We start from the raw sequence: 23,767 nt of genomic DNA, 5'->3' as shown, positions 1-23,767 counted from the left end.
GATGCGAGCAACCAAAGGGCTTTTGAAAGGCCTCAATCCCACCATGGCCATGACGGCCCTCACCGTCGTGACCCTCTTCCTGCTGTTCGGCGTCTTTGATCCGGATACCGCAGGCACCTGGTTTACCGGGGCCAAGGACACCATCATTGCTGGCTTCAAGTGGTATTACATCCTGGTGGTCGCCCTGTTCCTGTTCTTCGCCGTCTACCTGATGTTCAGCCGCTTTGGCAGCATCCGGCTGGGCGACGACGACCAGGTACCGGAGTTTGGCTACTTTGCCTGGTTCTCCATGCTGTTCAGCGCAGGCATGGGCATAGGCCTGGTGTTCTGGAGTATCGCCGAGCCCATGTATCACCTGCAGGGCAACCCCTTCATCACCGAAGGTATGACGCCGGAAGCGGCCCAGATCGCCATGCGCCTCACCTTCTTCCACTGGGGTCTGCACCCCTGGGCCATCTATGTGATCGTCGGCCTGTCGCTGGCCTTCTTCAGCTACCGGCGCAAGTTGCCGCTGGCCATCCGCTCCGTGCTCTACCCCATTCTTGGCGATCGCATCTACGGCTTCTGGGGCCATGCCGCCGACGTGCTGGCGGTGTTCGGTACCGTGTTCGGGGTGGCGACCTCCCTTGGGCTGGGAGTTTCCCAGATGAACACCGGCCTCAATCAGATGTTCGGCATGGGCGTGTCACAAGCGAACCAGCTCTGGCTCATCGGTGGCATCAGCCTGATTGCCACCCTGTCGGCCATCTCCGGCGTCGGGCGCGGGGTGAAGATCCTCTCCGAACTCAATATCTGGTTGAGCGTGTTCGTGCTGGGCCTCTTCCTGGTGCTGGGGCCGACCACCTACATACTCAACGCCTATGTGCAGAACATCGGTGATTACCTGCAGAACATCGTCAAGCTGAGCTTCTGGACCAATACCGAAGCCAACGGTACCTCGGCCTGGCAGTCTAGCTGGACCGCATTTTACTGGGGCTGGTGGATCGCGTGGGCACCCTTTGTCGGCATGTTCATCGCCCGCATCTCCAAGGGCCGCACGATTCGTGAATTCGTGCTCGGTGTTCTGCTGGTGCCCTCCCTGCTCGGCATGTTCTGGCTCACCGTGTTCGGCGGGACTGCCATGAACCTGGAGCTGTTCGGTGGCGGCGGCGTGGTGGAAGCGGTCAATCAGGATGTCACCATGGCGCTCTACAAGACGGTGGAACTGCTGCACTGGGAGACCTTCGGCTGGATTGCCAAGGGGGTGCTGACCCTGCTTATCTGCACCTACTTCATCACCTCCAGCGACTCGGGCACGCTCGTGATTACGACGCTGCTCTCCATCGGCGACCAGGATCCCCCCGTGCTGCACCGTGCCATCTGGGGACTGGGGCAGGGGCTGGTCGCGGCCATTCTGCTGGTCTCCGGCGGGCTTGCCGCCCTGCAGGCCGCCAGCATCATCGCCGCGCTGCCCTTCTCGGTCATCATGCTGGCCATGTGCTACTCCCTGATGCAGGGGCTCAAACAGGAGAGCCAGCACCAGTTCGAATACAGGCAGAAGCTCAAGCGCCATCCGGGGTCGGTCAATCTGAGCCTGATGGATCGCATCGGTCCGGGCTGATGACAGGTTCGGTCAAACGAAAGGGGAACCTCGCGGTTCCCCTTTTTCATGCCTGTTCGGCGGTCGGTAGCTACAGCATCTGCTTGAGTCGATAGAGAAGGTCAAGGGCCTGGCGCGGGGTCAGCTCGTCCGGGCGAACTGCTGCCAGCTCCTCCACTACAGGATGGGGTTGCGGGGCGAGAGTGACCGGAGCCGGACGGCTTTCGCCGGCGGCCACCGGAGTGGCACTCTCCAGCTCGTGCAGTTTGTGGCGGGCCTGGTGGATCACCGATTTCGGCACCCCGGCCAGCGCCGCTACCTGCAGGCCGTAGGATCGGCTGGCCGCACCTTCCTGCACCGCGTGCATGAAGGCGATGGTGTCGCCGTGCTCCACCGCATCCAGGTGGACGTTGGCCAGCCCGCTCATCAGCTCGGGCAGGCGGGTCAGCTCGAAGTAGTGAGTGGCGAACAGGGTGTAGGCGCCAATCTTGCTTGCCAGCTGCTCGGCGCAGGCCCAGGCCAGGGAGAGGCCGTCGTAGGTGCTGGTGCCGCGGCCAATCTCGTCCATCAGCACCAGACTGCGGGCGGTGGCGTTGTTGAGGATATTGGCAGTCTCGGTCATCTCCACCATAAAGGTGGAGCGGCCGGAGGCGAGATCATCCGACGCTCCGATGCGGGTGAAGATGCGGTCGATGGGGCCGATGCGGGCGCTGTCGGCGGGCACGAAGGCGCCGATATGGGCCAGCAGCACGATGAGCGCGGTCTGGCGCATGTAAGTGGATTTACCGCCCATGTTGGGGCCGGTGATGATCAACATCCGCCGCTCCCGCTCCAGCTGTATCGGGTTGGCGATAAAGGGGTCGGTCATCACCTGCTCCACCACGGGATGGCGGCCCGCCTCGATGATGATCTGATCCTCGTCGATGAGTGTGGGGCAGCGATAGTCGAGGGTCTCTGCCCGCTCGGCCAGGTTGGCCAGCACGTCCAGCTCCGCCAGTGCGGCAGCAGACTCCTGCAGATCGCCAAGGTGCGGCAGCAGGGCGTCGAGCAGCTCTTCGTAGAGACGTTTTTCCAGCGCCAGCGCCTGGGCCTGGGCGGTAAGCACCTTGTCCTCGTACTTCTTCAGCTCATCGATGATGTAGCGCTCGTTGTTTTTCAGCGTCTGGCGGCGGATGTAGTGGGCCGGCACCAGGTGGCTGTTAGCGCGGCTCACCTCGATGTAGAAGCCGTGCACCTTGTTGTAGCCCACCTTGAGGGTGTTGATGCCGGTGAGCGCCTTCTCCCGCTCCTCGATGCGGGCCAGGCTGGCGGTGGCGCCATTGGCCAGATCCCGCAGCTCGTCCAGCTCCTGATTGAACCCTTCACGGATGACGCCGCCATCGCGGATGAGCACCGGTGGCACCTCCATCACGGCACGCTCCAGCAGGTCGAACAGTTCGGGGAAGGTGCTCGCCCGCTCGCGCAGCTGCTGCACCGCCTCGTGCTCGCTCTCCGCCAGCAGACGCTGCAACTGGGGCAGCTGAGCAAAAGCCTGCCGCAGCCGGGTCAGATCGCGCGGGCGGGCCGAGCGCAGGGCGAGGCGCGCCAGCACCCGCTCCACATCGCCGACCTGGCGCAGCAAACCGCCCAGCTCGTCATAGAGGTTCTGCTCGATGAGCTCCTTGATGGTGCTCTGGCGACCTTTGAGGATCACCCGATCGCGGACCGGCTGGTGGATCCAGCGCTTGAGCAGGCGGCTGCCCATCGGCGTGGCGGTGCAATCGAGCACGGCGGAGAGGGTGTTGTCGTGACCGCCGGCCAGATTCTGGGTCAGCTCCAGATTGCGGCGGGTGGCGGCATCCATGATGACCGCATGATCGGGCTGCTCCAGGCGCACGCTGCGAATGTGGGGCAGGGCGGTGCGCTGGGTGTCTTTCACGTACTGCATCAGGCAGCCGGCGGCGCACAGGGCGGTCTCGCTCTGCTCGACCCCAAAGCCCACCAGATCCTGGGTGCCGAACTGCTGGCACAAGAGCTTGCGGGCGGTGCCGAGCTCGAACTCCCACTCCGGGCGGCGGCGCAGACCGCGACGACCCTCGATATGGTGCAGGAAGGCGAACGATTCGGGGTAGAGGAGCTCTGCCGGATTGGTGCGTTGCAGCTCCGCCAGCAGGGTCTCTTCTTTCTCGAACTGGTTGATGAAGAAGCGGCCGGAGCCGATGTCCATGGTGCCGTAACCGAAGCGGCGGCCATCGTGGTAGACGGCGGCGATCAGGTTGTCCTGCCGCTCGCTGAGCAGCGCCTCGTCGGAGACGGTGCCCGGGGTGATGATGCGAATGACCTTGCGCTCCACCGGCCCCTTGCTGGTGGCGGGGTCCCCCACCTGCTCGCAGATGGCGGCCGATTCGCCGAGCTGTACCAGCTTGGCGAGATACCCCTCGATGGCGTGATAGGGCACCCCGGCCATCGGGATGGGGCTGCCGGCCGACTGGCCGCGCTTGGTCAGGGAGATGTCGAGCAGCTGGGAGGCCTTGCGGGCGTCGTCGTAGAAGAGCTCGTAGAAGTCGCCCATGCGATAGAACAGCAGGATCTCCGGGTTCTCGGCCTTGAGGGTCAGATACTGCTGCATCATGGGGGTGTGGGCGCTCAAGTTGGCGCCTGGCGCTTGGTATTGTGCTGTCATGTGCTATTCCAGAAGGTGCTCTTGCGGGCAAACGTCTGCCGTCATGGGTCTGAATCTGGGGGCCATTCTACATGCTCGAGGCAAGATGGTGAGGAGGAATCTCCGTCTTGGGGGCAAAGCTGGCGTCCCGTCGCGGATCTGTGCATCCGGCTGATGCTGACCAGAGTGGCCTGGGGGGAGCCTGGCCGAGAAGAGGCATGGGGGAGGAGAAATAGCATCCCCGCACGGATGCGGGGATGGGAGAGACGGGGAGAGTGTCGCCCTCAGTACATGGCTTCGTCGCCGCTCAGCATCTCGTGCAGTTTGGCTTTCTGCTCGGGCGTCAGCACCCGGCTCACCTCGAAGAGGTAGTGGGCGCGATGGTAGCGGGCCTCGGCCTGTACGTCGCTGATGGTCTGCAACTGCTTTCTCGCCGCCACTTCATCCCATTTGCCGGACTTGATCATGTTGACGATGACGTCCTGGCCAATTGCGTCGAGCTTGATTGAGCCCAGCTCCCTGGTGGCCTGCTCGCGCAGCCCCTTGATCTGCTCCACCTGGGCGCTGGAGAGGTTCAGCTCCTGGGCCAGGGAGGTCTCGCTCTGCAGCTCGGCGGTGCCCTCGGTGGCAAAGGCATGGGTGGCGATACACATTGCGAGGGCTATCATGGCGACGTTGAACGGATGCTTCATCCGGCTTTCTCCTTGGTCTGATGGGATGGAAACCGCATGCATGGCGGTGTTGGAACATGATAACGAGCAGCCATGTACTGGAGCTTAAGCGACGACAACTTGCTGACGCAGTGGCCCCGGGGTCGGTTGCCCGAGGAGCGGGGCAACTGCATAATGAGCGCCATATTTCGCCTGGAAGAGGCCGGAAGAGGACGCGATGATGGGACTTGAAGCAGAGATCTCCCGCTTATCCCGGGAATTGGGCGAGGCACTGCTGGCCAGAGGCTGGCTGGCCGCCACGGCGGAATCCTGCACCGGCGGCGGGGTTGCCACTGCCATCACGGATACTGCCGGCAGCTCTGCCTGGTTCGATCGCGGTTTCGTGACCTACACCAACGAAGCCAAACAGCAGATGCTCGGCGTCAGCATCGACAGCCTGTTGCGCCACGGCGCCGTCAGCGAACCCGTGGTGCTGGAGATGACCCGGGGCTGCCTGGCCCGCTCCGATGCGGGTATCTGCGTGGCCATCAGCGGTATCGCCGGGCCTGGTGGTGGCAGCGAGGAGAAACCGGTCGGCACTGTCTGGTTTGCCTGGGCAGATCGTACCGGTCGTCACCACTCCCTGCTTGCCCGTTTCGATGGGGATCGCCATCAGGTGCGCCAGCAGGCGGTCAGACAGGCCTTGTCCGGACTCCTGGCACTGCTCAAATAAATTGGGCTTGATACTGTATGCATAAACAGTATACTTAGCCCAACTTCACTTCTTACTCACGATTCCCAGCGGAGATTGGCATGGATCAGAACAAACAGAAGGCACTGGCGGCTGCGCTGGGCCAGATCGAAAAGCAGTTTGGCAAAGGCTCCATCATGCGTCTGGGCGACAGCAAGACCATGGATATCGAAGCCATCTCCACCGGCTCTCTCTCTCTGGACGTGGCGCTGGGGATTGGTGGTCTGCCGTGCGGTCGTATCGTCGAGATCTACGGTCCGGAATCCTCCGGTAAAACTACGCTGACCCTGCAGGTGATCGCCGAAGCCCAGAAGAAGGGCAAGACCTGTGCCTTCGTCGATGCGGAGCACGCACTGGATCCTATCTATGCCGCCAAGCTGGGCGTCAACGTTGACGACCTGCTCATCTCCCAGCCGGATACCGGTGAACAGGCACTGGAGATTTGCGACATGCTGGTGCGCTCCAATGCCGTCGACGTCATCATCGTCGACTCCGTGGCGGCCCTGACCCCGAAAGCGGAAATCGAAGGCGAAATGGGTGACTCCCATGTCGGCCTGCAGGCTCGTCTGATGTCCCAGGCGCTGCGTAAATTGACCGCCAACATCAAGAACGCCAACTGCCTGTGCATCTTCATCAACCAGATCCGGATGAAGATTGGTGTCATGTTCGGCAGCCCGGAGACCACCACCGGTGGTAACGCTCTGAAGTTTTACGCCTCCGTGCGCCTGGACATCCGTCGTACCGGCGCCATCAAGGAAGGGGACGAGGTGGTCGGCAACGAAACCCGCGTCAAGGTCGTCAAGAACAAGGTGGCGCCACCCTTCAAGCAGGCTGAGTTCCAGATCTTCTATGGTGCCGGTATCTCCAAGGAGGGCGAGCTGGTGGATCTCGGCGTCAAGCACAAGCTGATCGACAAGGCGGGGGCCTGGTACAGCTACAACGGCGAAAAGATCGGCCAGGGCAAAGCCAACGTGATGAAGCTCTTCTCCGAAAACAAGGCACTGGCTGCCGAGGTGGAAGTGAAGCTGCGCGAGCTGCTGCTCTCCGGCGCTGCGCCGGTGGAAGAGAAGGCCACGGCTGCAGAATACGACGAGTTTGAAGCCGAAAACGAACAAGAGTTCGAATAAGGAATGAGGAAAGGCCGGGTTGATACCCGGCCTTGTTGTTTATGGTGGATGAATCAGTGAACGAAACGGGCGAGCCCGTCGAATTGACCTTTGAAGAGCTGGTCGCCGCCGCCCGCGCCTTTGCCATGCGCAGTCTTGCTCGCCGCGAAAGTGCGGAGTCCGAGCTGGCCAGACGCCTGCGTCAGAAGGGATTCGAGGAGGAGGTGGTCGCCGTTGTACTCGACCATTGCCGTGGCTATGGCTGGGTCAATGACGATCGTTACGGTGCCATGGCGGTGCGTGCTGGTGCGGCCAAAGGCCATGGTCCGCTCAGGATCCGCTTCGACCTGCGCCGCAAGGGGCTGGAAGACACCCAGATCGAGGCGGCCCTGGATCAACCCGAGCTTGATTGGTTCGAACTGGCGCTTGCGTTGTTGTCGCGTCGGGCAAAGGCGACCGACCTTGCCGACTTCAAACTGCGCATGAAGTGGCTCAAATATCTGATGGGGCGTGGTTTTACCCAGGAACAAGCCCGTTACGCCCTCTCAGCCATGCAAGGTGAGCAATAGTGGCGCGCCGAGGTTGAACATCTATAGCAACTGGTGTGCGGTGCGGCTGGTGGGGAATATCAGCCCTTCGCCGGGTCTGTCGATGGCGGCCCTGTGGTCGAGCGAGGCATCCCGAAGCTCCCCTGTTGTGACGTCCTTGCGGGTGCTGCTGCCAAACGCTGGCCCCTTGGGGGCTATTTCACCCGTCAAGGGTCCCCACGTTTTACTTTACCCTGCAGAAAACTTACATTAATGCGGTTAAAAGTCCGTATTCGAATCAAGCAGGATTTTCCATGTACATGTCCACGTCAGAGATTCGCGCTGCGTTTCTCGAGTATTTCCGCACCCAGGGACACCAGGTTGTCTCTTCCAGCTCGCTGGTACCGCACAACGATCCGACCCTGCTGTTCACCAACGCAGGGATGAACCAGTTCAAGGACGTGTTCCTTGGCGCCGACAAGCGTGCCTATCACCGTGCCACCACGGCCCAGCGTTGCGTGCGGGCTGGCGGCAAGCACAATGACCTGGAAAACGTCGGCTATACCGCCCGTCACCACACCTTCTTCGAGATGCTGGGCAACTTCAGCTTCGGTGACTACTTCAAACAGGACGCCATCCGGTTTGCATGGGAATTCCTGACCGGTACCCTCAAGCTGCCCAAAGAGCGCCTGCTGGTGACCGTCTACGCGACTGACGACGAAGCCTTCGACATCTGGGAAAAAGAGGTCGGCGTGCCGGCCGATCGCATCGTGCGCATCGGTGACAACAAGGGTGCTCCTTATGCATCCGACAACTTCTGGGCCATGGGCGATACCGGCCCATGTGGTCCCTGCACCGAGATCTTCTACGACCACGGCGATCACATCTGGGGTGGCCCTCCCGGTTCACCGGACGAGGATGGCGACCGCTTCATCGAGATTTGGAACGTGGTCTTCATGCAGTTCAACCGTCAGGCTGACGGCACCATGGAGCCGCTGCCCCGTCCGTCCGTGGATACCGGCATGGGTCTGGAGCGTATCTCCGCCATCATGCAGGGAGTGCACTCCAACTATGAGATCGACATCTTCCAGGCGTTGATCAAGAAGGCGGCCGAGATTGTCGGCACCACGGATCTGAGCAACCAGTCCCTGCGCGTCATCGCGGACCACATCCGTTCCTGCGCCTTCCTGGTGGCTGACGGTGTCATGCCCTCCAATGAAGGTCGCGGCTACGTGCTGCGCCGCATCATCCGCCGCGCCGTGCGTCACGGCCGCAAGCTGGGTGCTACCGACGTCTTCTTCTACAAGCTGGCTGCCGAGCTGGCCGTGCAGATGAAGGATGTGGCGGCAGAACTGATCGCCCAGCTGCCGCTGGTCGAGCGAGTGTTGCGCATCGAGGAGGAGCAATTCGTCCGCACGTTGGACAGAGGTCTGCTGCTGCTGGAAGACGTCCTGGCCAACCTCGGTGATGCCAAGGTTATCCCGGGTGAAGTGGTGTTCAAGCTCTATGACACTTACGGCTTCCCGGCCGACCTGACCGCCGATGTGGTGCGCGAGCGCGAGATCGGCATCGACGAAGAGGGCTTCAAGGCCGAGATGGAGAAGCAGCGCGCCCGCGCGAAAGAGGCTTCCAGTTTCGGCGTGAACTACAACGACGTGCTGAAGCTCGATTTCGAGACCCCCTTTACCGGTTACAAGCAGCTGAGCCAGAACACCCAGGTGGTCGGTATCTACAAGGATGGTGTCGAGGTCAATGGCCTCATCGCTGGTGAAGAGGCCGTGATCGTGCTGGCGGAGACCCCCTTCTATGCGGAGTCCGGCGGTCAGGTGGGTGACAGCGGCATCCTCAAGGTGGATGACGGCATCTTCGCCGTCACCGACACCCAGAAAGCGGGCAAGGCTATCATCCACAAGGGCTATCTGGAACTGGGTACCCTGGAGAAGGGAGCCGAGGTCGAGGCCGTGGTCGATGGCGACCGTCGTCAGGCCATCGCCCTTAACCACTCCGTGACTCACCTGCTGCACGCGGCCTTGCGCCAGGCGCTGGGTGAGCACGTGACCCAGAAAGGATCCCTGGTGGGCGCCGAGCGCATGCGCTTCGACTTCTCCCACTTCGAAGGGCTGACCATGGCGACCATTCGCCGGATCGAGGAGCTCGTCAACGCCCAGATCCGTGCCAACCACGAGGTGGCCACCCAGCTGATGGGGCTGGAAGAGGCCAAGTCAGCCGGTGCCATGGCGCTGTTTGGCGAGAAATATGAAGACGATGTGCGTGTGGTACGCATGGGCGACTACTCCACCGAGCTGTGCGGCGGTACTCACGCCAAGCGCACCGGTGACATCGGCTTCTTCAAGATCATTGCCGAGAGCGGCATCGCGGCTGGCGTGCGTCGTATCGAAGCGGTCACCGGCAAGAGCGCCATCGATCTGATGCACCAGCTGGGTGAACAGATCGAAGAGGCCGCCGCGTTGGTGAAGGGCGATCAGTTCTCCATCGCCGACAAGGTTCGCCAGGTACTGGACAAGGCCAAGATGATGGAGCGCGAGCTGGAACAGCTCAAGGCCAAGCTGGCGGCGCAGGCGGGTAACGACCTGCTGAGCCAGGTCATCGACATCAATGGCCAGAAGGTGCTGGTTGCCGCCCTAGAAGGGGTCGACCCCAAATCCCTGCGCGGCATGCTGGACGAGCTGAAGAACCAGATGAAATCCGGTGTCGTGCTGCTGGCAACCAGCAGTGATGGCAAGGTCAACCTGATCGCGGGCGTGACCAATGACCTGACCGGCAAGGTCAAAGCTGGTGAGCTGGTCAATCTGGTGGCCCAGCAGGTGGGTGGCAAGGGCGGTGGTCGTCCCGACATGGCACAGGCGGGTGGTACCCAGCCTGAGGCGGTGCCGGCGGCGCTGCAATCCGTTCACTCCTGGCTGGAAGAGCGCCTGTAAGCGGGCGAGGTGATCTGTGGCACTCTATGTACAGAAGTACGGTGGCACCTCGGTCGGCACGCTGGAGCGGATCGAGGCAGTTGCTGAGCGGGTTCAACTGACCCGTGCCCAGGGACATGATGTGGTGGTGGTGGTCTCCGCCATGTCGGGCGAAACCAACCGGTTGCTGGGCATGGCCCAGCAGCTGGACCAGGATGCCAACCGGCGCGAGATGGATGTGCTGATCTCCACCGGTGAGCAGGTCTCCATTGCACTGCTGGCGATTGCGCTCAACAAGCGCGGTTGCCCTGCAGTCTCGATGACCGGTGATCAGGTCCGCATCCACACCGATTCCGCCTATGGCAAGGCGCGCATCACCCGTATCGACACCGAGCAGGTGGAAGCCGCACTCGGTGCCGGCAAGGTGGTGGTGATTGCCGGTTTCCAGGGGCGCGATGAGCATAATGCCATCACTACCCTGGGCCGAGGTGGTTCGGATACCACCGCGGTGGCCGTGGCTGCGGCCATCAAGGCAGATGAGTGCCAGATCTTTACCGATGTGGACGGGGTGTATACCACGGATCCGCGCATCGAGCCCAAGGCGCGTCGCCTCGATACCATCACCTTCGAGGAGATGCTCGAGATGGCGAGTCTCGGAGCCAAGGTGTTGCAGATCCGTTCGGTCGAGTTCGCGGGCAAGTACCGCGTGCCGCTAAGGGTGCTGTCGAGTTTCGTCGACGGAGAGGGAACCTTAATCACATATGGAGGTGAGAGGATGGAAGCACCCCTGGTATCCGGCATTGCGTTCAATCGCAACGAGGCCAGCCTGACCATTCTGGGTGTGCCGGACAGGCCGACCGTGGCCGCGCAGATCCTGAATCCGATCAGCGACGCCAACATAGATGTCGACATGATAGTGCAGAACACCATGGGGGATGGTACCGCCGACTTCACCTTCACGGTGAATCGCGATGATTATCGCCGGGCCCGCGCCTTGCTGGAGGAGACCGCCAGCGAGCTGGGGGCCGCCTGCGTGCAGGGCAACGGAGAGATCGCCAAGGTCTCCATCGTCGGGGTCGGCATGTGGAATCATCCTGGTGTAGCGCGCACCATGTTCAAGGTATTGGGTGAGGAAGGGATCAACATGCAGCTGATCTCCACCTCTGAAATCAAGATATCCGTGGTGATTGACGAGAAGTACCTGGAGCTGGCCGTGCGTTCGTTGCACTCGGCGTTCGGGTTGGATCAAGAGCCTCATGAGCAGCCCTTGGGAAACAATCCCTGATTGATTTAGTTTCAACCATTTACCATATCGGTATCTTTGTAAGATAATGGCGCATATCGATATAAATACAAAACAGGATACAGGAGCAAGCGAATGCTTATTTTGACTCGTCGTGTAGGGGAAACCCTGATGATTGGTGACGAAGTAACCGTTACCGTACTGGGCGTAAAAGGGAACCAGGTTCGTATCGGTGTGAATGCACCGAAAGAGGTTTCCGTACACCGCGAAGAGATCTACATGCGGATACAGGCCGAGAAAGTCCCGGGCCAACCGAATTTCTAAGCCATTTCATGGCTGTCTGAAGGCGACATCCCGGATGTCGCCTTTTGTTTTTCAGGGGCCTGCAAATCGGCCTGCAGAGCGCGTAACTACTGGGTAAGTGTCGATATTGCTTGAATATTCCACTCTTTGGCCAAATGCTGAGCGAACGCTCTGTTTTCTCCAAAAAAGTGTTTGACTAAAAATCCCTGTGAAGTATTATCAGCCCCGCAAACGGAGAGGTGGCCGAGAGGCTGAAGGCGCTCCCCTGCTAAGGGAGTATGCGGCTTATACCCGCATCGGGGGTTCGAATCCCCCCTTCTCCGCCATTTTGCGCCCGTAGCTCAGCTGGATAGAGTACCTGGCTACGAACCAGGTGGTCAGAGGTTCGAATCCTCTCGGGCGCACCATATTTGACTCTTGGAGTCATGTGTTGACCATCAGCAAGTCGGCACTAAAGAAGGCTTACTGTTGAGTAAGCTTTTTTTATCGTTTGAAAACAGGGCGCCCGTAGCTCAGCTGGATAGAGTACCTGGCTACGAACCAGGTGGTCAGAGGTTCGAATCCTCTCGGGCGCACCATTTCAAGCAATACAATGATTTATGAGCGCCCGTAGCTCAGCTGGATAGAGTACCTGGCTACGAACCAGGTGGTCAGAGGTTCGAATCCTCTCGGGCGCACCATGTTTCAAGCAGTGCAACAATTTATGAGCGCCCGTAGCTCAGCTGGATAGAGTACCTGGCTACGAACCAGGTGGTCAGAGGTTCGAATCCTCTCGGGCGCACCATATTTCAAGCAGTGCAACAAGTTGTGAGCGCCCGTAGCTCAGCTGGATAGAGTACCTGGCTACGAACCAGGTGGTCAGAGGTTCGAATCCTCTCGGGCGCACCATACAGACAGCCTCGACGTCAGTCGGGGCTGTTTTTTTATGGGCGATATCCTCCTCCCCATCATGGGGTTGTCTCTCTCGTGTCCTTCTCCCTGACGCTCACACGGGGGACGGTTCCCCCTGGCTGCACGTGCCCCTGGGTCACCACTCTCGACGTATCTTGCCTGGCAGGCTGCTGATGCATCCCGTGGCCGTGCCTGTGGCGACCTGGGTGCCCGCACCATGCGCATCTATGCTGTGCGGGGCTGGCGCCCTCTGGCGGCCTGCTGAGGCATTTGGCGGGCAATAAAAAAGGATGCCGCGGCATCCTTTCATGTCTTCGTGGAAAGAATCAGCTTTTCAGCCACTTGCGGATGCGGTTGGCATCCCCGACAGGGGTGCGTTTGCCCACCGAGTTGAGCAGTACGATGGCGAGCTCCTGACGATCCGGTTTGGCACGCATCAGCAGGCAGCGGCCCGCTTCGTCGGTATAGCCTGTCTTGGAGAGGCGTACATCCCAGTCCGGGTTCTTCACCAGCGGGTTGGTATTGTTGAACATCAGGCTGTAGGCCGGCTTGTGAAAGCGCATCTCCCTGCTGGTGTCCTGGGTGAATTCACGGATCAGCGGCTGTCGATAGGCCGCAGAGAGAAGCTTGGCCAGATCCTGGGCGGTGGAGACGTTGCGGGTGGAGAGACCGGTGGAGTCATAGTAGCGGGTGTTGCGCATGCCGAGCTGTCTGGCCTTGTTGTTCATGGCGCGGATGAAGGCCTGGCGACCCCCCGGGTAGTGGCGGGCAAGCGCCGAGGCCATGCGGTTCTCGGAGGACATCAGCGCCAGATGCAGGGCGTCGCGGCGGCTGACCTGGGTGCCCATGCGCACCCGTGAATAGGTGTGCTTGATGTTGTCTCTGTCGTTCTGATCGATGGTCAGGGTCTGATTGAGGTTCTGGCGGGCATCCAGCACCACCAGCGCCGTCATCAGCTTGGTGAGGGAGGCGATGGGGCGCACCCGGGTGGGGTTTTTCTGATACAGGGTCTTGCCGGTGTTGACGTCCATCACCAGGGCACTGCCCGATTTGAGCTGCAGCTTGGCCGGGTCGGGGGTCGCCAGGGCTGTCTGCGAACCCAGCAGTCCCATCAATCCACCTACCAGCGCGATTGCGCGAATCCAACACCCCATACAACCAACTCCATCCACAGCGAAAAAAGGCGCTAGATTCACTCATTTTTGTCCCTGCTTTACAAGAGCGAGCTGGGGGAATTCGCCACTATTTTCCATAAAAAAGGGCCGCCTGTGGGCGACCCTATGGTTTGTCTCACTCTCTGGAGATGCGGGGCTTGCGTCTGCTCCACCAGCGCCAGACCAGAGCGATGAGGCCGCCCACCAGCAGCACGACCGGCAGGTAGATAATGACGCTGAGAAATTGGGACTCATACTGCGCGGCCAGCTTGGTGTGGCTCAGGTAGTAACCCAGCCCGACCAGGGGGCAGATCCACATGATGGAGCTGATCAGGTTGACCACCAGGAAGCGCCCCTGGGGGATCTCGTTGGCGCCGACGATATAGGGGTAGGCGGTACGCACGAAGGCGATGTAGCGGGCGGTGATCAGGGTGATGATGCCGTACTTGTTGAGCAGGTAGTGTACCTTCTCCTTGTGCTTGTCATCGAGGTGGGACATCAGCCTGTGATACATCCGGGTGTGGCCGAGGAAACGCCCCTGCATGTAGCCAAGCCAGGTACCGACGAAGGTCGCCATGATCAGCAGCGGGACCACCGCCATCGGCAACACCCCCTGATAGATCAGCACGCCGGTCAGGATCAGCAGGGTATCCCCTGGCAGGAAGGCGGTGGGGATAAAACCATTCTCGAGCACCAGGAAGGTCAGCAGGACGACATAGACCATGAAGACCATCTTGGGATCAGAGAGTGTCGCCAGATCCTGATGCATAAAGGCGTGAGCCAGGTGGTAAAACTGCTCCATACATGCAAACTCCGCAGGTTAGCTGGGTTGGTCGGTCAAGGGCATGGCAAGTACCTTGTCGATGCGCAGGCCGTCCATATCCACGATTTCCAGTTGCCACTGTTCCAGGGTGACCAGGTCTCCGGTCTGGGGAAGGCGGCCAAGGAGCAGCATGATAAGCCCTCCAAGGGTGTGATAGTGATGTTTTTCTTCTTCCGGCAGACGAACCAGCTCCAGACAGTCCTTCAATTCTGGCAGCGGAATGAGGCCGTCGAGCAGCCAGCTGCCGTCGGCACGCTGGAAGGCCCAGTTGTCCTCCCCATCTTCCTGCTGGAAGTCGCCGGCTAGGGTTTCCAGCAGATCCTGCTGGGTGACCAGCCCCTGCAGCTCGCCATATTCGTCCACCACCAGCACCATGTGCTCGGAGTGGGTACGGAAGTGGTTGAGCAGCTCCAGGCCATTGAGGGTCTCCGGCAGCAGGCTGCCGTCCTGGGTCAGCGCCGCCAGATCGATGGGCTCTCCCTTGATGTAGGCGTGCAGCACCTTGCTGACGTTGAGGATGCCGACGAGATCCGACAGGCTGCCGTCACAGACAGGGAAGAAGCTGTGGCGATACTCCACCAGACGTTGGAGGTTCACTTCCAGCGGCAGTGACAGGTCCAGATAGCGGATGTCGCTGCGCGGCACCATCAGGGAGGCCAGGCTGCGTTCGTCGAGGCGGAACACGTTGCGCAACATAGTGTGCTCATGGTCCTCGATCACCCCCGCTTCGGAGCCCTCCACCAGCATGGCGTGGATCTCCTCCTGAGTGACGTTGTTGCTGCTGCGCTGATCGACCCGCAGCAGCCGCAGGCTGGCGTTGGTGGAGGCGGAGAGCAACCAGACGAAGGGACGGGTCAGGGTCGCCAGCCAGAGCATGGGGCGGGCTACCAGACAGGCGATGCGCTCGGCGCTGAGCTGTCCGAGGCGTTTGGGCACGAGCTCCCCTACCACGATAGAGAGATAGGTGACCAGCACGACCACGATGACGGTGGCGAGCAGGCTGCTGCTCTTGGGGGAGAGCCCCCACTCCTGCAGCCAGAGGGCGAAGGGCTGGGCCAGCAGGGACTCGCCATAGATACCGTTGAGCAGACCGATGCTGGTGATGCCGATCTGCACGGCGGAGAGGAAATGGGTCGGATCTTCCCCGAGCTTGAGGGCGATGGTGGCGGAGCGGCTCCCTTCGCTCGCCATTTTGGCGAGACGTGCCTTGCGTGCCGTCACGATGGCGATTTCCGACATGGCGAAGACGCCATTGAGCAAAATCAATCCAAACAGGATCAATATTTCCATACTGCAGCAGCACTCCCGATAGAAAAGACCGCTGGCAGTGTAATGAATTTGCGGGCTCTGCGCTTGTGAAAGGAGGTGATTTGGCTCGTGAATTTTTGAATATCGCCCCGGCGGGAGGGATAAAACCGCGGGGCAGGAAAGGGGGCACTGAGCCCCTGACATGAAAAAGCCCCCGATAAACGGGGGCTTGTCATGTTGCGCTGTGGCTTAGAGCGCGGCGATCTCGGCCTGCTGGGCTTCCAGCTTGGTCAACTGGAGGCGGTAATCTTCCAGCTTCTCGCGCTCCTTGATGATGACCGCTTCCGGCGCCTTGGCGACGAAGGCTTCGTTGCCGAGCTTGCCTTCGATGCGGCCGCACTCGCCCACCAGACGGGCCACCTCTTTGGCCAGACGGGCCAGCTCGGCTTCCTTGTCGATGAGACCGGCCATGGGGATCATCAGCTCGGTGGCACCGATCAATTTCTTGACCGACAGCGGGGCGGTTTCACCTGCGCCAAGCACGCGAATGGATTCCAGACGGGCCAGCGACTTGAGGAAGGCCTCGTTGTCAGCGGCGCGCTGGGCATCCTTGGCATCGCACTGGAGCAGCACGTTGAGGGGCACGCTCGGGGCCACGTTCATCTCGGCGCGGATGTTGCGGATGCTGACGATGAACTCCTTCACCCACTCCTGATCCGCCATCGCGGCGTCGTCCACCTTGGCGGCGTCGAATTCCGGGAAAGCCTGAATCATGATGGTGTCGGCGTGTACGCCGGCCAGCGGGGCGACCGATTTCCAGATGGTCTCGGTGATGAACGGGATGATCGGGTGAGCCAGGCGCAGCAGGGTTTCCAGCACGGTCACCAGGGTGTGGCGGGCAGCGCGCTGCTCGGCCTCGGAACCCTTGGTCAGCACCGGCTTGGTCAGCTCCAGATACCAGTCACAGAATTGGTTCCAGATAAATTCGTACAAGACGCCTGCCGCGATGTCGAAGCGGTAGGTATCGAGGGCGGTACGGAAGTCACGGATGGCCACTTGCAGCTGGGACTGGATCCAGCGATCCGCCAGGCTGAACTGCATCTCGCCACCGGCAAAGCCGCAATCCTGATCTTCGGTGTTCATCAGCACATAGCGGGAGGCGTTCCACAGCTTGTTGCAGAAGTTGTTGTAGCCATCCAGGCGCTTCATGTCCCAGTTGATGTCACGACCGGTGGAGGCGAGCGCCGCCAGGGTGAAGCGCATGGCGTCGGTGCCGTGGGCCTCGATCCCTTCCGGGAACTGCTTGGCGGTGCGCTTGGCGATCTTCTCGGCCATCTGCGGCCGCATCATGTTGCCGGTGCGCTTCTCCAGCAGGTCTTCCAGGGAGATGCCGTCGATCATGTCGAGGGGGTCCAGCACGTTGCCCATGGACTTGGACATCTTCTGGCCTTCTTCGTCACGGATGAGGCCGGTGATGTAGACGGTCTTGAACGGGACTTGCGGCTGGCCGTTCTCGTCCTTGATGAAGTGCATGGTCATCATGATCATCCGGGCAATCCAGAAGAAGATGATGTCGAAGCCGCTCATCAACACGTCGGTCGGGTGGAAGGTCTTGAGCGCCTCGGTGTTGTTCGGCCAGCCCAGGGTGGAGAAGGTCCACAGGGCGGAGCTGAACCAGGTGTCGAGCACGTCTTCGTCCTGACGCAGCACGGTCACGGACGGGATGCTGTGCTTGGCGCGCACTTCCTCTTCGTTGCGGCCCACGTAGACGTTGCCGGCATCGTCATACCATGCCGGGATGCGGTGACCCCACCACAGCTGACGGGAGACGCACCAGTCCTGAATGTCGCGCATCCAGGAGAAGTACATGTTTTCGTACTGCTTCGGCACGAACTGGATGCGGCCATCTTCCACCGCCTCGATGGCGGTCTTGGCCATGGGGGCCACGCGCACGTACCACTGGTCGGTCAGCATGGGCTCGATGGGCACGCCGCCGCGATCGCCGTAAGGCTGTTGCAGCACATGATCCTTGATATCGGCCAGGAGGCCCAGCTCGTCCAGCTTGGCGACGATGGCCTTGCGGGCGGCGAAGCGCTCCATCCCGGCGAACTCGGTCGGCAGGGCGGCGTCATAGGCGGTGCTCGGGTTGCCATTGGTATCGACCACTTCGGCCTCGGCACGCACGTGGGCGTCCAGGGTGAAGATGTTGATCATCGGCAGGTTGTGGCGCTTGCCCACGTCGTTGTCGTTGAAGTCGTGGGCCGGGGTGATTTTCACGCAGCCGGTGCCCTTCTCCATGTCGGCGTGTTCGTCGGCAACGATGGGTATCAGACGGTTCACCAGCGGCAGCAGGATGTGCTGGCCGATCAGCGCCTTGTAGCGCGGGTCTTCCGGGTTCACGGCCACGGCGGTATCGCCCAGCATGGTTTCCGGACGGGTGGTGGCGACGATCAGGTGATCCTGGCCTTCGGCGGTCTTGGCGCCGTTGGCCAGCGGGTAGCGAAGGTGCCACATGTGGCCCTTGATCTCGCGGTTTTCCACTTCCAGGTCGGAGATGGCGGTGTTGAGCTTGGGATCCCAGTTCACCAGACGCTTGCCGCGGTACATCAGGCCGTCTTCGTACAGGCGCACGAACACTTCCTGGACGGCGGCGGAGAGGCCCTCATCCATGGTGAAGCGCTCGCGCTCCCAGTCCACGGAGTCACCCAGACGGCGCATCTGACGGGTGATGGTGCCACCGGACTCTTCCTTCCACTGCCAGATCTTGTCAATGAAGGCTTCCCGGCCGTAATCGTGGCGGGTCTTGCCCTCTTCTGCGGCGATCTTGCGCTCAACCACCATCTGGGTGGCGATACCGGCGTGGTCGGTACCCGCCTGCCACAGGGTGTTCTTGCCCTGCATGCGGTTGTAGCGGATCAGGGTGTCCATCAGGGTCTGCTGGAAGGCGTGACCCATGTGCAGGCTGCCGGTGACGTTCGGCGGCGGGATCATGATGCAGAAGGAGTCTTTGCTGGTGTCGCCGTGGGGCTTGAAGTAACCCTGGGCTTCCCAGTGCTGATAGAGCGCCTGTTCGATGGCGTTGTGATTAAAAGTCTTTTCCATGGTCTCGCCGTATTCTGGATGGATGGAGTCTGGTGTTGATTCGTCGTGGATCGAGGGTGGCACAGTCAGGGCTGCGCCGGATCCGGTGCGGCAAGGACGGGCTGATCCCTCATCTCGAGGGTATGGCCCGCCTGGCGATAATGCTTGTAGCGCTCGCGGGCTTGCTGCTTTTGCGTTTCGTCAGTGGGGACAAAATCTACCACTTGAGCGAAGTGTCCTGCAAACAAAGGTGTCTGCCGGGCCAGGTTGATGAGGCAGGCATAGCGCCGCCGTGGCGGCTGATGGCCTATCTCCACCGGAGCCTGACCGCTCTCCCCCTGCAACTGGTGCGGCACGAAGCGATCGGGCGGCAACTGCCACAACAGCTCGTCCAGACGCAGGGCCTGGGCCTCGTCCTCGCACAGCAGATAGAGGTGGCCTGCGCTCCAGCCATCGGCCGCAAGCTGGCAGGCGAGGCGCTCGACGGCGGAGGCATCCGCATCATCGGGCTGGCTCATCAGGTAAAAGGTCACTTGGCTCATCAGGTCGGTCCCGTTTGGCTGTGACGGACAGCGATTGGCCGTCTTCGGGAGCCGCGTCTGGCACGGACTTCCCGGATTCTCTCAATGAAACAAGGAAGAGGCAGGCCTCTTCCTTGTGATACAGGGTAACGCCTTCTCGCATCGCTCTTCGAGTCGATGGGGAAGGGGATCACTCCTTGTCTTCGACGTCCGCCACGCCGGCCCGGTTGAGCAGGAACTGGGTCAGCAGGGGCACAGGACGGCCGGTGGAGCCCTTCTCCTTGCCGCTCTTCCAGGCGGTCCCTGCGATATCCAGGTGGGCCCAGTTGTACTTCTTGGTGAAGCGCGACAGGAAGGCGGCGGCGGTGATGGTACCGGCCGGACGGCCACCGATGTTGGCCATGTCCGCGAACGGGCTTTCCAGCTGCTCCTGATACTCGTCGAACAGGGGCAGGCGCCAGGCGCGATCGCCGGCCTGTTCGGAGGCGTTGAGCAGCTCGTGGGCCAGGGGGTTGTGGTTCGCCAAGAGGCCAGAGGTATGGTGGCCCAGGGCGATGATGCAGGCACCGGTCAGGGTCGCTACGTCGATCACGGTCTCGGGATCGTAGCGGTCCACATAGGTGAGGGCATCACACAACACCAGGCGGCCTTCGGCGTCGGTGTTGAGCACCTCGACGGTCTGGCCGGACATGGTAGTGAGGATGTCACCGGGGCGGTAGGCGTTGCCCCCCGGCATGTTCTCGCAGCCTGCCAGCACGCCGATGACGTTGATGGGCAGCTGCAACTGGGCCAGGGCGTGCATGGTGCCGAGCACGGAGGCGGCGCCACCCATGTCGTACTTCATCTCGTCCATGCCGTCTGCCGGCTTGATGGAGATGCCGCCGGAGTCGAAGGTCAGCCCCTTGCCCACCAGCACGATGGGCTTGGCGTCGGCGTTGCCCTTGTACTCGATGATGGCCATCATGGCTTCGTTCTCGGAGCCGCGGGCCACTGCCAGGTAGGAGTTCATGCCGAGCTCGGCCATCTCCTGCTCCCCCACCACCCTGGTGGTGATGTTGTCATAGGCATCCGCCAGACGGCGGGCCTGGGAGGCGAGGTAGGCGGGATTGCAGACGTTGGGCGGCATGTTCGCCACGTCGCGGCAGATGCGCACCCCTTTCGCCACGGCCAGGCCGTGGTTGATGGCGCGCTCGCCTATGGTCAGTTCCCGACGCGTCGGCACGTTGAAGACCAGCTTGCGCAGCGGACGGCGCGGTTCGGCCTTGTTGGTCTTGAACTGATCGAAGCTGTAGAGGCCCGCCTTGGTGGTTTCCACCGCCTGACGCACCTTCCAGTAGGTATCCCGACCCTTGACGTGCAGCTCGGTCAGGAAGCAGACCGCTTCCATGGAGCCGGTTTCGTTCAGGGTGGTGATGGTCTTGTTGATGATCTGCTTGTACTGGCGCTCGTCGAGTTCGCGCTCCTTGCCGCACCCGACCAGCAGTACGCGCTCGCTGAGCACGCCCGGTACTTGATGCAGCAGCAGCATCTGGCCCGGTTTCCCTTCCAGGTCGCCACGGCGCAGCAGCGAGCTGAGGTAGCCGTCGCTGATCTTGTCCAGCTGTTCGGCAACCGGAGAGAGGCGGCGGGGCTCAAAAACGCCGACCACGACGCAGGCACTGCGTTGCTTCTCAGGACTGCCACTCTTTACACTGAACTCCATGGAATCTCCTACATCCTAAAGACAAAAGGCACCATTTATTGAATAATGCGGTGCTTGTTGGGGTATCAGAGGCGGAGCGAACAGTCACAGGCTCCGCAGTTCAAACTGGTAAAAATCCAATATAGGGCCCTATTTTTCAGGCATTCGACTAAAAACACAAGTTTACTTGGGAATGACTGTGATCGTTTTCCGATATTTGTTCAGGGAGACCCTGAAAACCCAGCTGGCGGTGCTGTTCGTGCTGCTGCTTATCTTCGTCAGCCAGCAATTTATCCAGATCATTGGCGATGCCGCCGATGGTGAGGTGCCGACGCGCCTGGTATCCACCCTCCTGCTGCTCAACCTGCCGAATATGGCGTTGTTGATGCTGCCTATCAGTCTGTTTTTAGCCATTCTGTTTGCTCACGGCCGTTTGTACGCGGAAAGCGAGATGACGGTGATGCACGCGGTGGGTTTCAGTCACCGTTTCATCATGGGCAGCGCCCTGGTGCTGGCCTTGCTGACCGCCGCCGTCGCGGCGTTCAACACCGGCTGGGTCGCCCCCCAGGCCAAGGAGCGGGAGTACCAGGTGATCGACGAGTTCAAGGCCGATCCCGGTATCTCTTTCCTGCAGGCCGGCCGCTTCATGGAGCTCGACAAGGGGCGTCTGGTGGCCTACATCCAGGATCTGAACGACAAGGGGTCGGAGTTGCAGAAAATCTTCGTGCTGCAACGGGCCGAGGGTGGCTCACCCCCGTCAGTGGTGGTGGCCAACGAGGGGCAGGTGACCGCCGACAGCAACGGCTTGCAGTGGCTGACCCTGAAGGATGGTTCGCGCTACGAGGGGCATTTCACCGGCAAGCAGTTCCAGGTCTCGGAGTTCCGTGAATACAGCCTGGTGATCCGCCAGCAGGAGATGGAGCGATCCAACCGCAAGGCGGCGGCCAAGCCGACCCTGGCATTGCTCGGTACCCAGGACAACCAGCTGATGGCCGAATTGCAGTGGCGCCTGTCGCTGCCCCTCTCCATACTGGTGCTCACCTTCCTGGTGGTGCCGATGGCGCGGGTCAATCCCCGTCAGGGGCGTTACGCCAAGCTGCTGCCGGCCATCCTGCTCTATCTCTCCTATTTCCTGCTGCTCAGTGCCGCCCGGTCGGCCATCGACAGCGGGCGTCTGCCCCACTGGCCCGGGATGTTCCTGGTGCCCCTGGTCTATCTGCTGCTGATAGGGTTGCCTCTCAACCTGCAGGGCACCAGCTGGTGGAACGGGGTCAAAGGGCAATTGTTCAAGAGAAAGTCAGCATGATGCTGCAACCTGGGAGTCTCTGCTGATGTTCGGCATTCTCGATAGATACATAGGCAGGGTCATCTTCATGTCGATCCTGCTGTGCGAGCTGACCCTGGTCGGGCTGGCCGCGCTCATCAAGTACGTGGAGCAGTTGAAGGCGGTCGGAGAAGGCAACTACGACATGCTCAACGCCCTCTACTACGTGCTGCTCTCCATGCCCAAGGAGGCGGTGCTCTTCTTCCCCCTGGCGGCCCTGCTCGGTGGCCTCATCGGCCTGGGCCAGCTCGCGACCAGCTCCGAGCTGGTGGTGATGCAGGCGGCGGGACGCTCCAAGATCAGCATCGTCATGGCGGCGCTCAAGACCGCCATTCCCCTGATGCTGCTGGTGGGGCTGATGGGCGAGTACGTCGCACCGGCCGCCAAGCGGATGGCAGATGACATCAAGGCGGGGGCCATGTCGGAAGGGCGACTCACGGTCTCGGCCTACGGGGTCTGGGCACGGGATGGCAACAACTTCGTCAACATCAACGGGGTGCGCAACGATGGCGCCCTGACCGGCATCACCCTCTACCGCTTCACTCCGTCCCGCAACCTGATCGACGTGGTGCAGGCGAAGGAGGGGGTGTTCGAGGATCACCACTGGCTGCTGAAGCAGGTGCACATCACCCGGTTTGACGATCCCACCCGGATCCAGGACGAACAGCATGCCCAGATGGCCTGGCAATCCGAGCTGACCCCCAAGCAGCTCGGGGTGGTCAGCATCGATCCCGAGAACCTGCCCATCTCGGGGCTGCGGGACTACATCGGTTATCTGGATGCCAATAAGCAGGATGCCGGACGCTACAAGCTGGAGATGTGGCGCAAGCTGCTCTCACCGCTCTCCGTGGTGGCCATGATACTGCTCGCCTCCTCCTTCATCTTCGGCCCGCTGCGTTCGGTGAGCATGGGGGCGCGGATGCTGATGGGGATCATGACCGGCTTCGCGGTCTATGTGAGCGACAGGGTGTTCGGCCCGGTCAGCCTGGTCTATGCGGTCCCGCCCATCCTCGCGGCCATCGCACCCAGCCTGCTGTTTGGCGGCATCTCCTTCTATATCCTGAGCCGCAAGCAGTAGCGGCCTGAAGGACGGCGGGCTGCTGACAACAGGCGGCCATTGCTCTCGATGCACCGTTTCCGTCAAGGTTTCTGGGCTGCAAGCCGTCAGTTCTGGTCAACAAAAAGGGCACCTCGGGGTGTAATGCCGATCAGTTAAGGATCCATTGACCGATCCTCAGGCTGTGTAAGAATCCGAAACTCCTTGTTGGGTTTCGGATTTTTTTATGCGTATCGACCAAGCTCTCGACTTCATTCACGCCTGTCCTC

At 61.2% G+C, this 23,767-nt stretch carries 18 protein-coding genes and 6 tRNA genes; 15 read left to right on the top strand and 9 right to left on the bottom strand.

The genetic code is table 11. From position 1 onward, the window contains the following. The first annotated feature begins 1 nt into the window (after position 1). Complete coding sequence (locus C3418_RS15490) at positions 2-1,600, top strand: BCCT family transporter (protein ID WP_049636524.1); 1,599 nt, start codon at positions 2-4, stop codon at positions 1,598-1,600. A 70-nt stretch (positions 1,601-1,670) separates the two neighbouring features. On the opposite strand, the gene mutS is transcribed toward C3418_RS15490, so the two are convergent. Together mutS and C3418_RS15480 are read right to left on the bottom strand one after the other, a co-directional pair. Then, the gene (mutS, locus tag C3418_RS15485) at positions 1,671-4,241 is read right to left on the bottom strand and encodes a DNA mismatch repair protein MutS (protein WP_103858834.1); all 2,571 of its coding nucleotides are present in this window, start codon (positions 4,239-4,241) and stop codon (positions 1,671-1,673) included. A gap of 263 nt (positions 4,242-4,504) precedes the next feature. Further along, positions 4,505-4,912 carry a Spy/CpxP family protein refolding chaperone gene (locus C3418_RS15480; protein WP_103858833.1) on the bottom strand — a complete coding sequence of 136 codons (408 nt, stop codon included), beginning with the start codon at positions 4,910-4,912 and terminating at the stop codon, positions 4,505-4,507. 199 nt (positions 4,913-5,111) lie between these two features. Here C3418_RS15480 and pncC point away from each other — a divergent pair, with 199 nt between their 5' ends. From pncC to C3418_RS15465, 3 genes are all read left to right on the top strand, one after another. Beyond that, positions 5,112-5,603, top strand: coding sequence for a nicotinamide-nucleotide amidase (gene pncC / locus C3418_RS15475; RefSeq protein ID WP_029313644.1), 492 nt, complete (start codon positions 5,112-5,114; stop codon positions 5,601-5,603). An 80-nt stretch (positions 5,604-5,683) separates the two neighbouring features. Continuing rightward, positions 5,684-6,748, top strand: a complete 1,065-nt coding sequence (recA, locus tag C3418_RS15470) for a recombinase RecA (protein WP_010672819.1) — start codon at positions 5,684-5,686, stop codon at positions 6,746-6,748. A gap of 41 nt (positions 6,749-6,789) precedes the next feature. Next, entirely contained in the window at positions 6,790-7,296 is a 507-nt protein-coding gene (locus tag C3418_RS15465; protein ID WP_103858832.1) for a regulatory protein RecX, read from the top strand. 21 nt (positions 7,297-7,317) lie between these two features. On the opposite strand, the gene C3418_RS24415 is transcribed toward C3418_RS15465, so the two are convergent. After that, a complete protein-coding gene (locus tag C3418_RS24415) occupies positions 7,318-7,485 on the bottom strand; it encodes a hypothetical protein (protein ID WP_154670440.1) in 168 nt (55 codons plus the stop codon). A gap of 83 nt (positions 7,486-7,568) precedes the next feature. Between C3418_RS24415 and alaS the strand changes: the two genes are divergently transcribed. From alaS to C3418_RS15420, 9 genes are all read left to right on the top strand, one after another. Further along, the gene (gene alaS / locus C3418_RS15460; RefSeq protein ID WP_103858831.1) at positions 7,569-10,193 is read left to right on the top strand and encodes an alanine--tRNA ligase; all 2,625 of its coding nucleotides are present in this window, start codon (positions 7,569-7,571) and stop codon (positions 10,191-10,193) included. Between the two features lie 16 nt (positions 10,194-10,209). Then, a complete protein-coding gene (locus C3418_RS15455; RefSeq protein ID WP_103858830.1) occupies positions 10,210-11,457 on the top strand; it encodes an aspartate kinase in 1,248 nt (415 codons plus the stop codon). Positions 11,458-11,550: 93 nt separating this feature from the next. Then, on the top strand, positions 11,551-11,739 hold the full coding sequence (gene csrA, locus C3418_RS15450) for a carbon storage regulator CsrA (RefSeq protein WP_005315760.1): 189 nt from the start codon (positions 11,551-11,553) through the stop codon (positions 11,737-11,739). 212 nt (positions 11,740-11,951) lie between these two features. Further along, positions 11,952-12,044: transfer RNA gene (locus tag C3418_RS15445), tRNA-Ser, on the top strand. Positions 12,045-12,048: 4 nt separating this feature from the next. Further along, a tRNA-Arg gene (locus C3418_RS15440) sits at positions 12,049-12,125 on the top strand. 94 nt (positions 12,126-12,219) lie between these two features. Beyond that, a tRNA-Arg gene (locus tag C3418_RS15435) sits at positions 12,220-12,296 on the top strand. A gap of 25 nt (positions 12,297-12,321) precedes the next feature. Next, positions 12,322-12,398 (top strand) — tRNA-Arg (locus tag C3418_RS15430). Between the two features lie 27 nt (positions 12,399-12,425). Continuing rightward, a tRNA-Arg gene (locus tag C3418_RS15425) sits at positions 12,426-12,502 on the top strand. 27 nt (positions 12,503-12,529) lie between these two features. After that, positions 12,530-12,606, top strand: a tRNA-Arg gene (locus C3418_RS15420). Between the two features lie 329 nt (positions 12,607-12,935). On the opposite strand, the gene pbpG is transcribed toward C3418_RS15420, so the two are convergent. The 6 genes from pbpG to pepA form a co-directional block, all read right to left on the bottom strand. Then, positions 12,936-13,721, bottom strand: a complete 786-nt coding sequence (pbpG, locus tag C3418_RS15415) for a D-alanyl-D-alanine endopeptidase (protein ID WP_010672955.1) — start codon at positions 13,719-13,721, stop codon at positions 12,936-12,938. Between the two features lie 178 nt (positions 13,722-13,899). Continuing rightward, entirely contained in the window at positions 13,900-14,565 is a 666-nt protein-coding gene (locus tag C3418_RS15410; RefSeq protein WP_103858829.1) for a DedA family protein, read from the bottom strand. 18 nt (positions 14,566-14,583) lie between these two features. Then, entirely contained in the window at positions 14,584-15,876 is a 1,293-nt protein-coding gene (locus tag C3418_RS15405; RefSeq protein ID WP_103858828.1) for a hemolysin family protein, read from the bottom strand. A 207-nt stretch (positions 15,877-16,083) separates the two neighbouring features. Next, positions 16,084-18,936 (bottom strand): valine--tRNA ligase, encoded by a 2,853-nt coding sequence (locus C3418_RS15400; protein ID WP_181023109.1) that lies wholly within the window; start codon positions 18,934-18,936, stop codon positions 16,084-16,086. Between the two features lie 65 nt (positions 18,937-19,001). Next, complete coding sequence (locus C3418_RS15395; protein WP_010672959.1) at positions 19,002-19,457, bottom strand: DNA polymerase III subunit chi; 456 nt, start codon at positions 19,455-19,457, stop codon at positions 19,002-19,004. 169 nt (positions 19,458-19,626) lie between these two features. Next, positions 19,627-21,138 (bottom strand): leucyl aminopeptidase, encoded by a 1,512-nt coding sequence (pepA, locus tag C3418_RS15390; RefSeq protein ID WP_010672960.1) that lies wholly within the window; start codon positions 21,136-21,138, stop codon positions 19,627-19,629. Between the two features lie 172 nt (positions 21,139-21,310). Between pepA and lptF the strand changes: the two genes are divergently transcribed. Further along, positions 21,311-22,423: an LPS export ABC transporter permease LptF gene (gene lptF, locus C3418_RS15385; RefSeq protein WP_029313726.1), complete on the top strand. Its 1,113-nt coding sequence runs from the start codon at positions 21,311-21,313 to the stop codon at positions 22,421-22,423. A 25-nt stretch (positions 22,424-22,448) separates the two neighbouring features. Then, complete coding sequence (gene lptG, locus C3418_RS15380) at positions 22,449-23,519, top strand: LPS export ABC transporter permease LptG (protein ID WP_041210919.1); 1,071 nt, start codon at positions 22,449-22,451, stop codon at positions 23,517-23,519. Positions 23,520-23,767: the final 248 nt, after the last annotated feature.

Origin of the sequence: Aeromonas sp. ASNIH8 (genome assembly GCF_002919855.1) — a bacterium.
Lineage (GTDB): Bacteria > Pseudomonadota > Gammaproteobacteria > Enterobacterales > Aeromonadaceae > Aeromonas > Aeromonas caviae.
Note: the sequence above shows the minus strand (reverse complement) of the source record. Positions and strands in the feature narration are given on the sequence as shown.

What these genes read in the sequence shown, in the direction of transcription:
- pepA (WP_010672960.1), bottom strand. Translation starts at nt 21,138, where the DNA reads ATGGAGTTCAGTGTAAAGAGTGGCAGTCCTGAGAAGCAACGCAGTGCC.
- alaS (WP_103858831.1), top strand. Translation starts at nt 7,569, where the DNA reads ATGTACATGTCCACGTCAGAGATTCGCGCTGCGTTTCTCGAGTATTTC.
- pncC (WP_029313644.1), top strand. Translation starts at nt 5,112, where the DNA reads ATGGGACTTGAAGCAGAGATCTCCCGCTTATCCCGGGAATTGGGCGAG.
- C3418_RS15410 (WP_103858829.1), bottom strand. Translation starts at nt 14,565, where the DNA reads ATGGAGCAGTTTTACCACCTGGCTCACGCCTTTATGCATCAGGATCTG.
- C3418_RS15405 (WP_103858828.1), bottom strand. Translation starts at nt 15,876, where the DNA reads ATGGAAATATTGATCCTGTTTGGATTGATTTTGCTCAATGGCGTCTTC.
- lptG (WP_041210919.1), top strand. Translation starts at nt 22,449, where the DNA reads ATGTTCGGCATTCTCGATAGATACATAGGCAGGGTCATCTTCATGTCG.
- mutS (WP_103858834.1), bottom strand. Translation starts at nt 4,241, where the DNA reads ATGACAGCACAATACCAAGCGCCAGGCGCCAACTTGAGCGCCCACACC.
- recA (WP_010672819.1), top strand. Translation starts at nt 5,684, where the DNA reads ATGGATCAGAACAAACAGAAGGCACTGGCGGCTGCGCTGGGCCAGATC.
- C3418_RS15490 (WP_049636524.1), top strand. Translation starts at nt 2, where the DNA reads ATGCGAGCAACCAAAGGGCTTTTGAAAGGCCTCAATCCCACCATGGCC.
- lptF (WP_029313726.1), top strand. Translation starts at nt 21,311, where the DNA reads ATGACTGTGATCGTTTTCCGATATTTGTTCAGGGAGACCCTGAAAACC.
- C3418_RS15465 (WP_103858832.1), top strand. Translation starts at nt 6,790, where the DNA reads ATGGTGGATGAATCAGTGAACGAAACGGGCGAGCCCGTCGAATTGACC.
- C3418_RS15395 (WP_010672959.1), bottom strand. Translation starts at nt 19,457, where the DNA reads ATGAGCCAAGTGACCTTTTACCTGATGAGCCAGCCCGATGATGCGGAT.
- C3418_RS15480 (WP_103858833.1), bottom strand. Translation starts at nt 4,912, where the DNA reads ATGAAGCATCCGTTCAACGTCGCCATGATAGCCCTCGCAATGTGTATC.
- csrA (WP_005315760.1), top strand. Translation starts at nt 11,551, where the DNA reads ATGCTTATTTTGACTCGTCGTGTAGGGGAAACCCTGATGATTGGTGAC.
- pbpG (WP_010672955.1), bottom strand. Translation starts at nt 13,721, where the DNA reads ATGGGACTGCTGGGTTCGCAGACAGCCCTGGCGACCCCCGACCCGGCC.
- C3418_RS15400 (WP_181023109.1), bottom strand. Translation starts at nt 18,936, where the DNA reads ATGGAAAAGACTTTTAATCACAACGCCATCGAACAGGCGCTCTATCAG.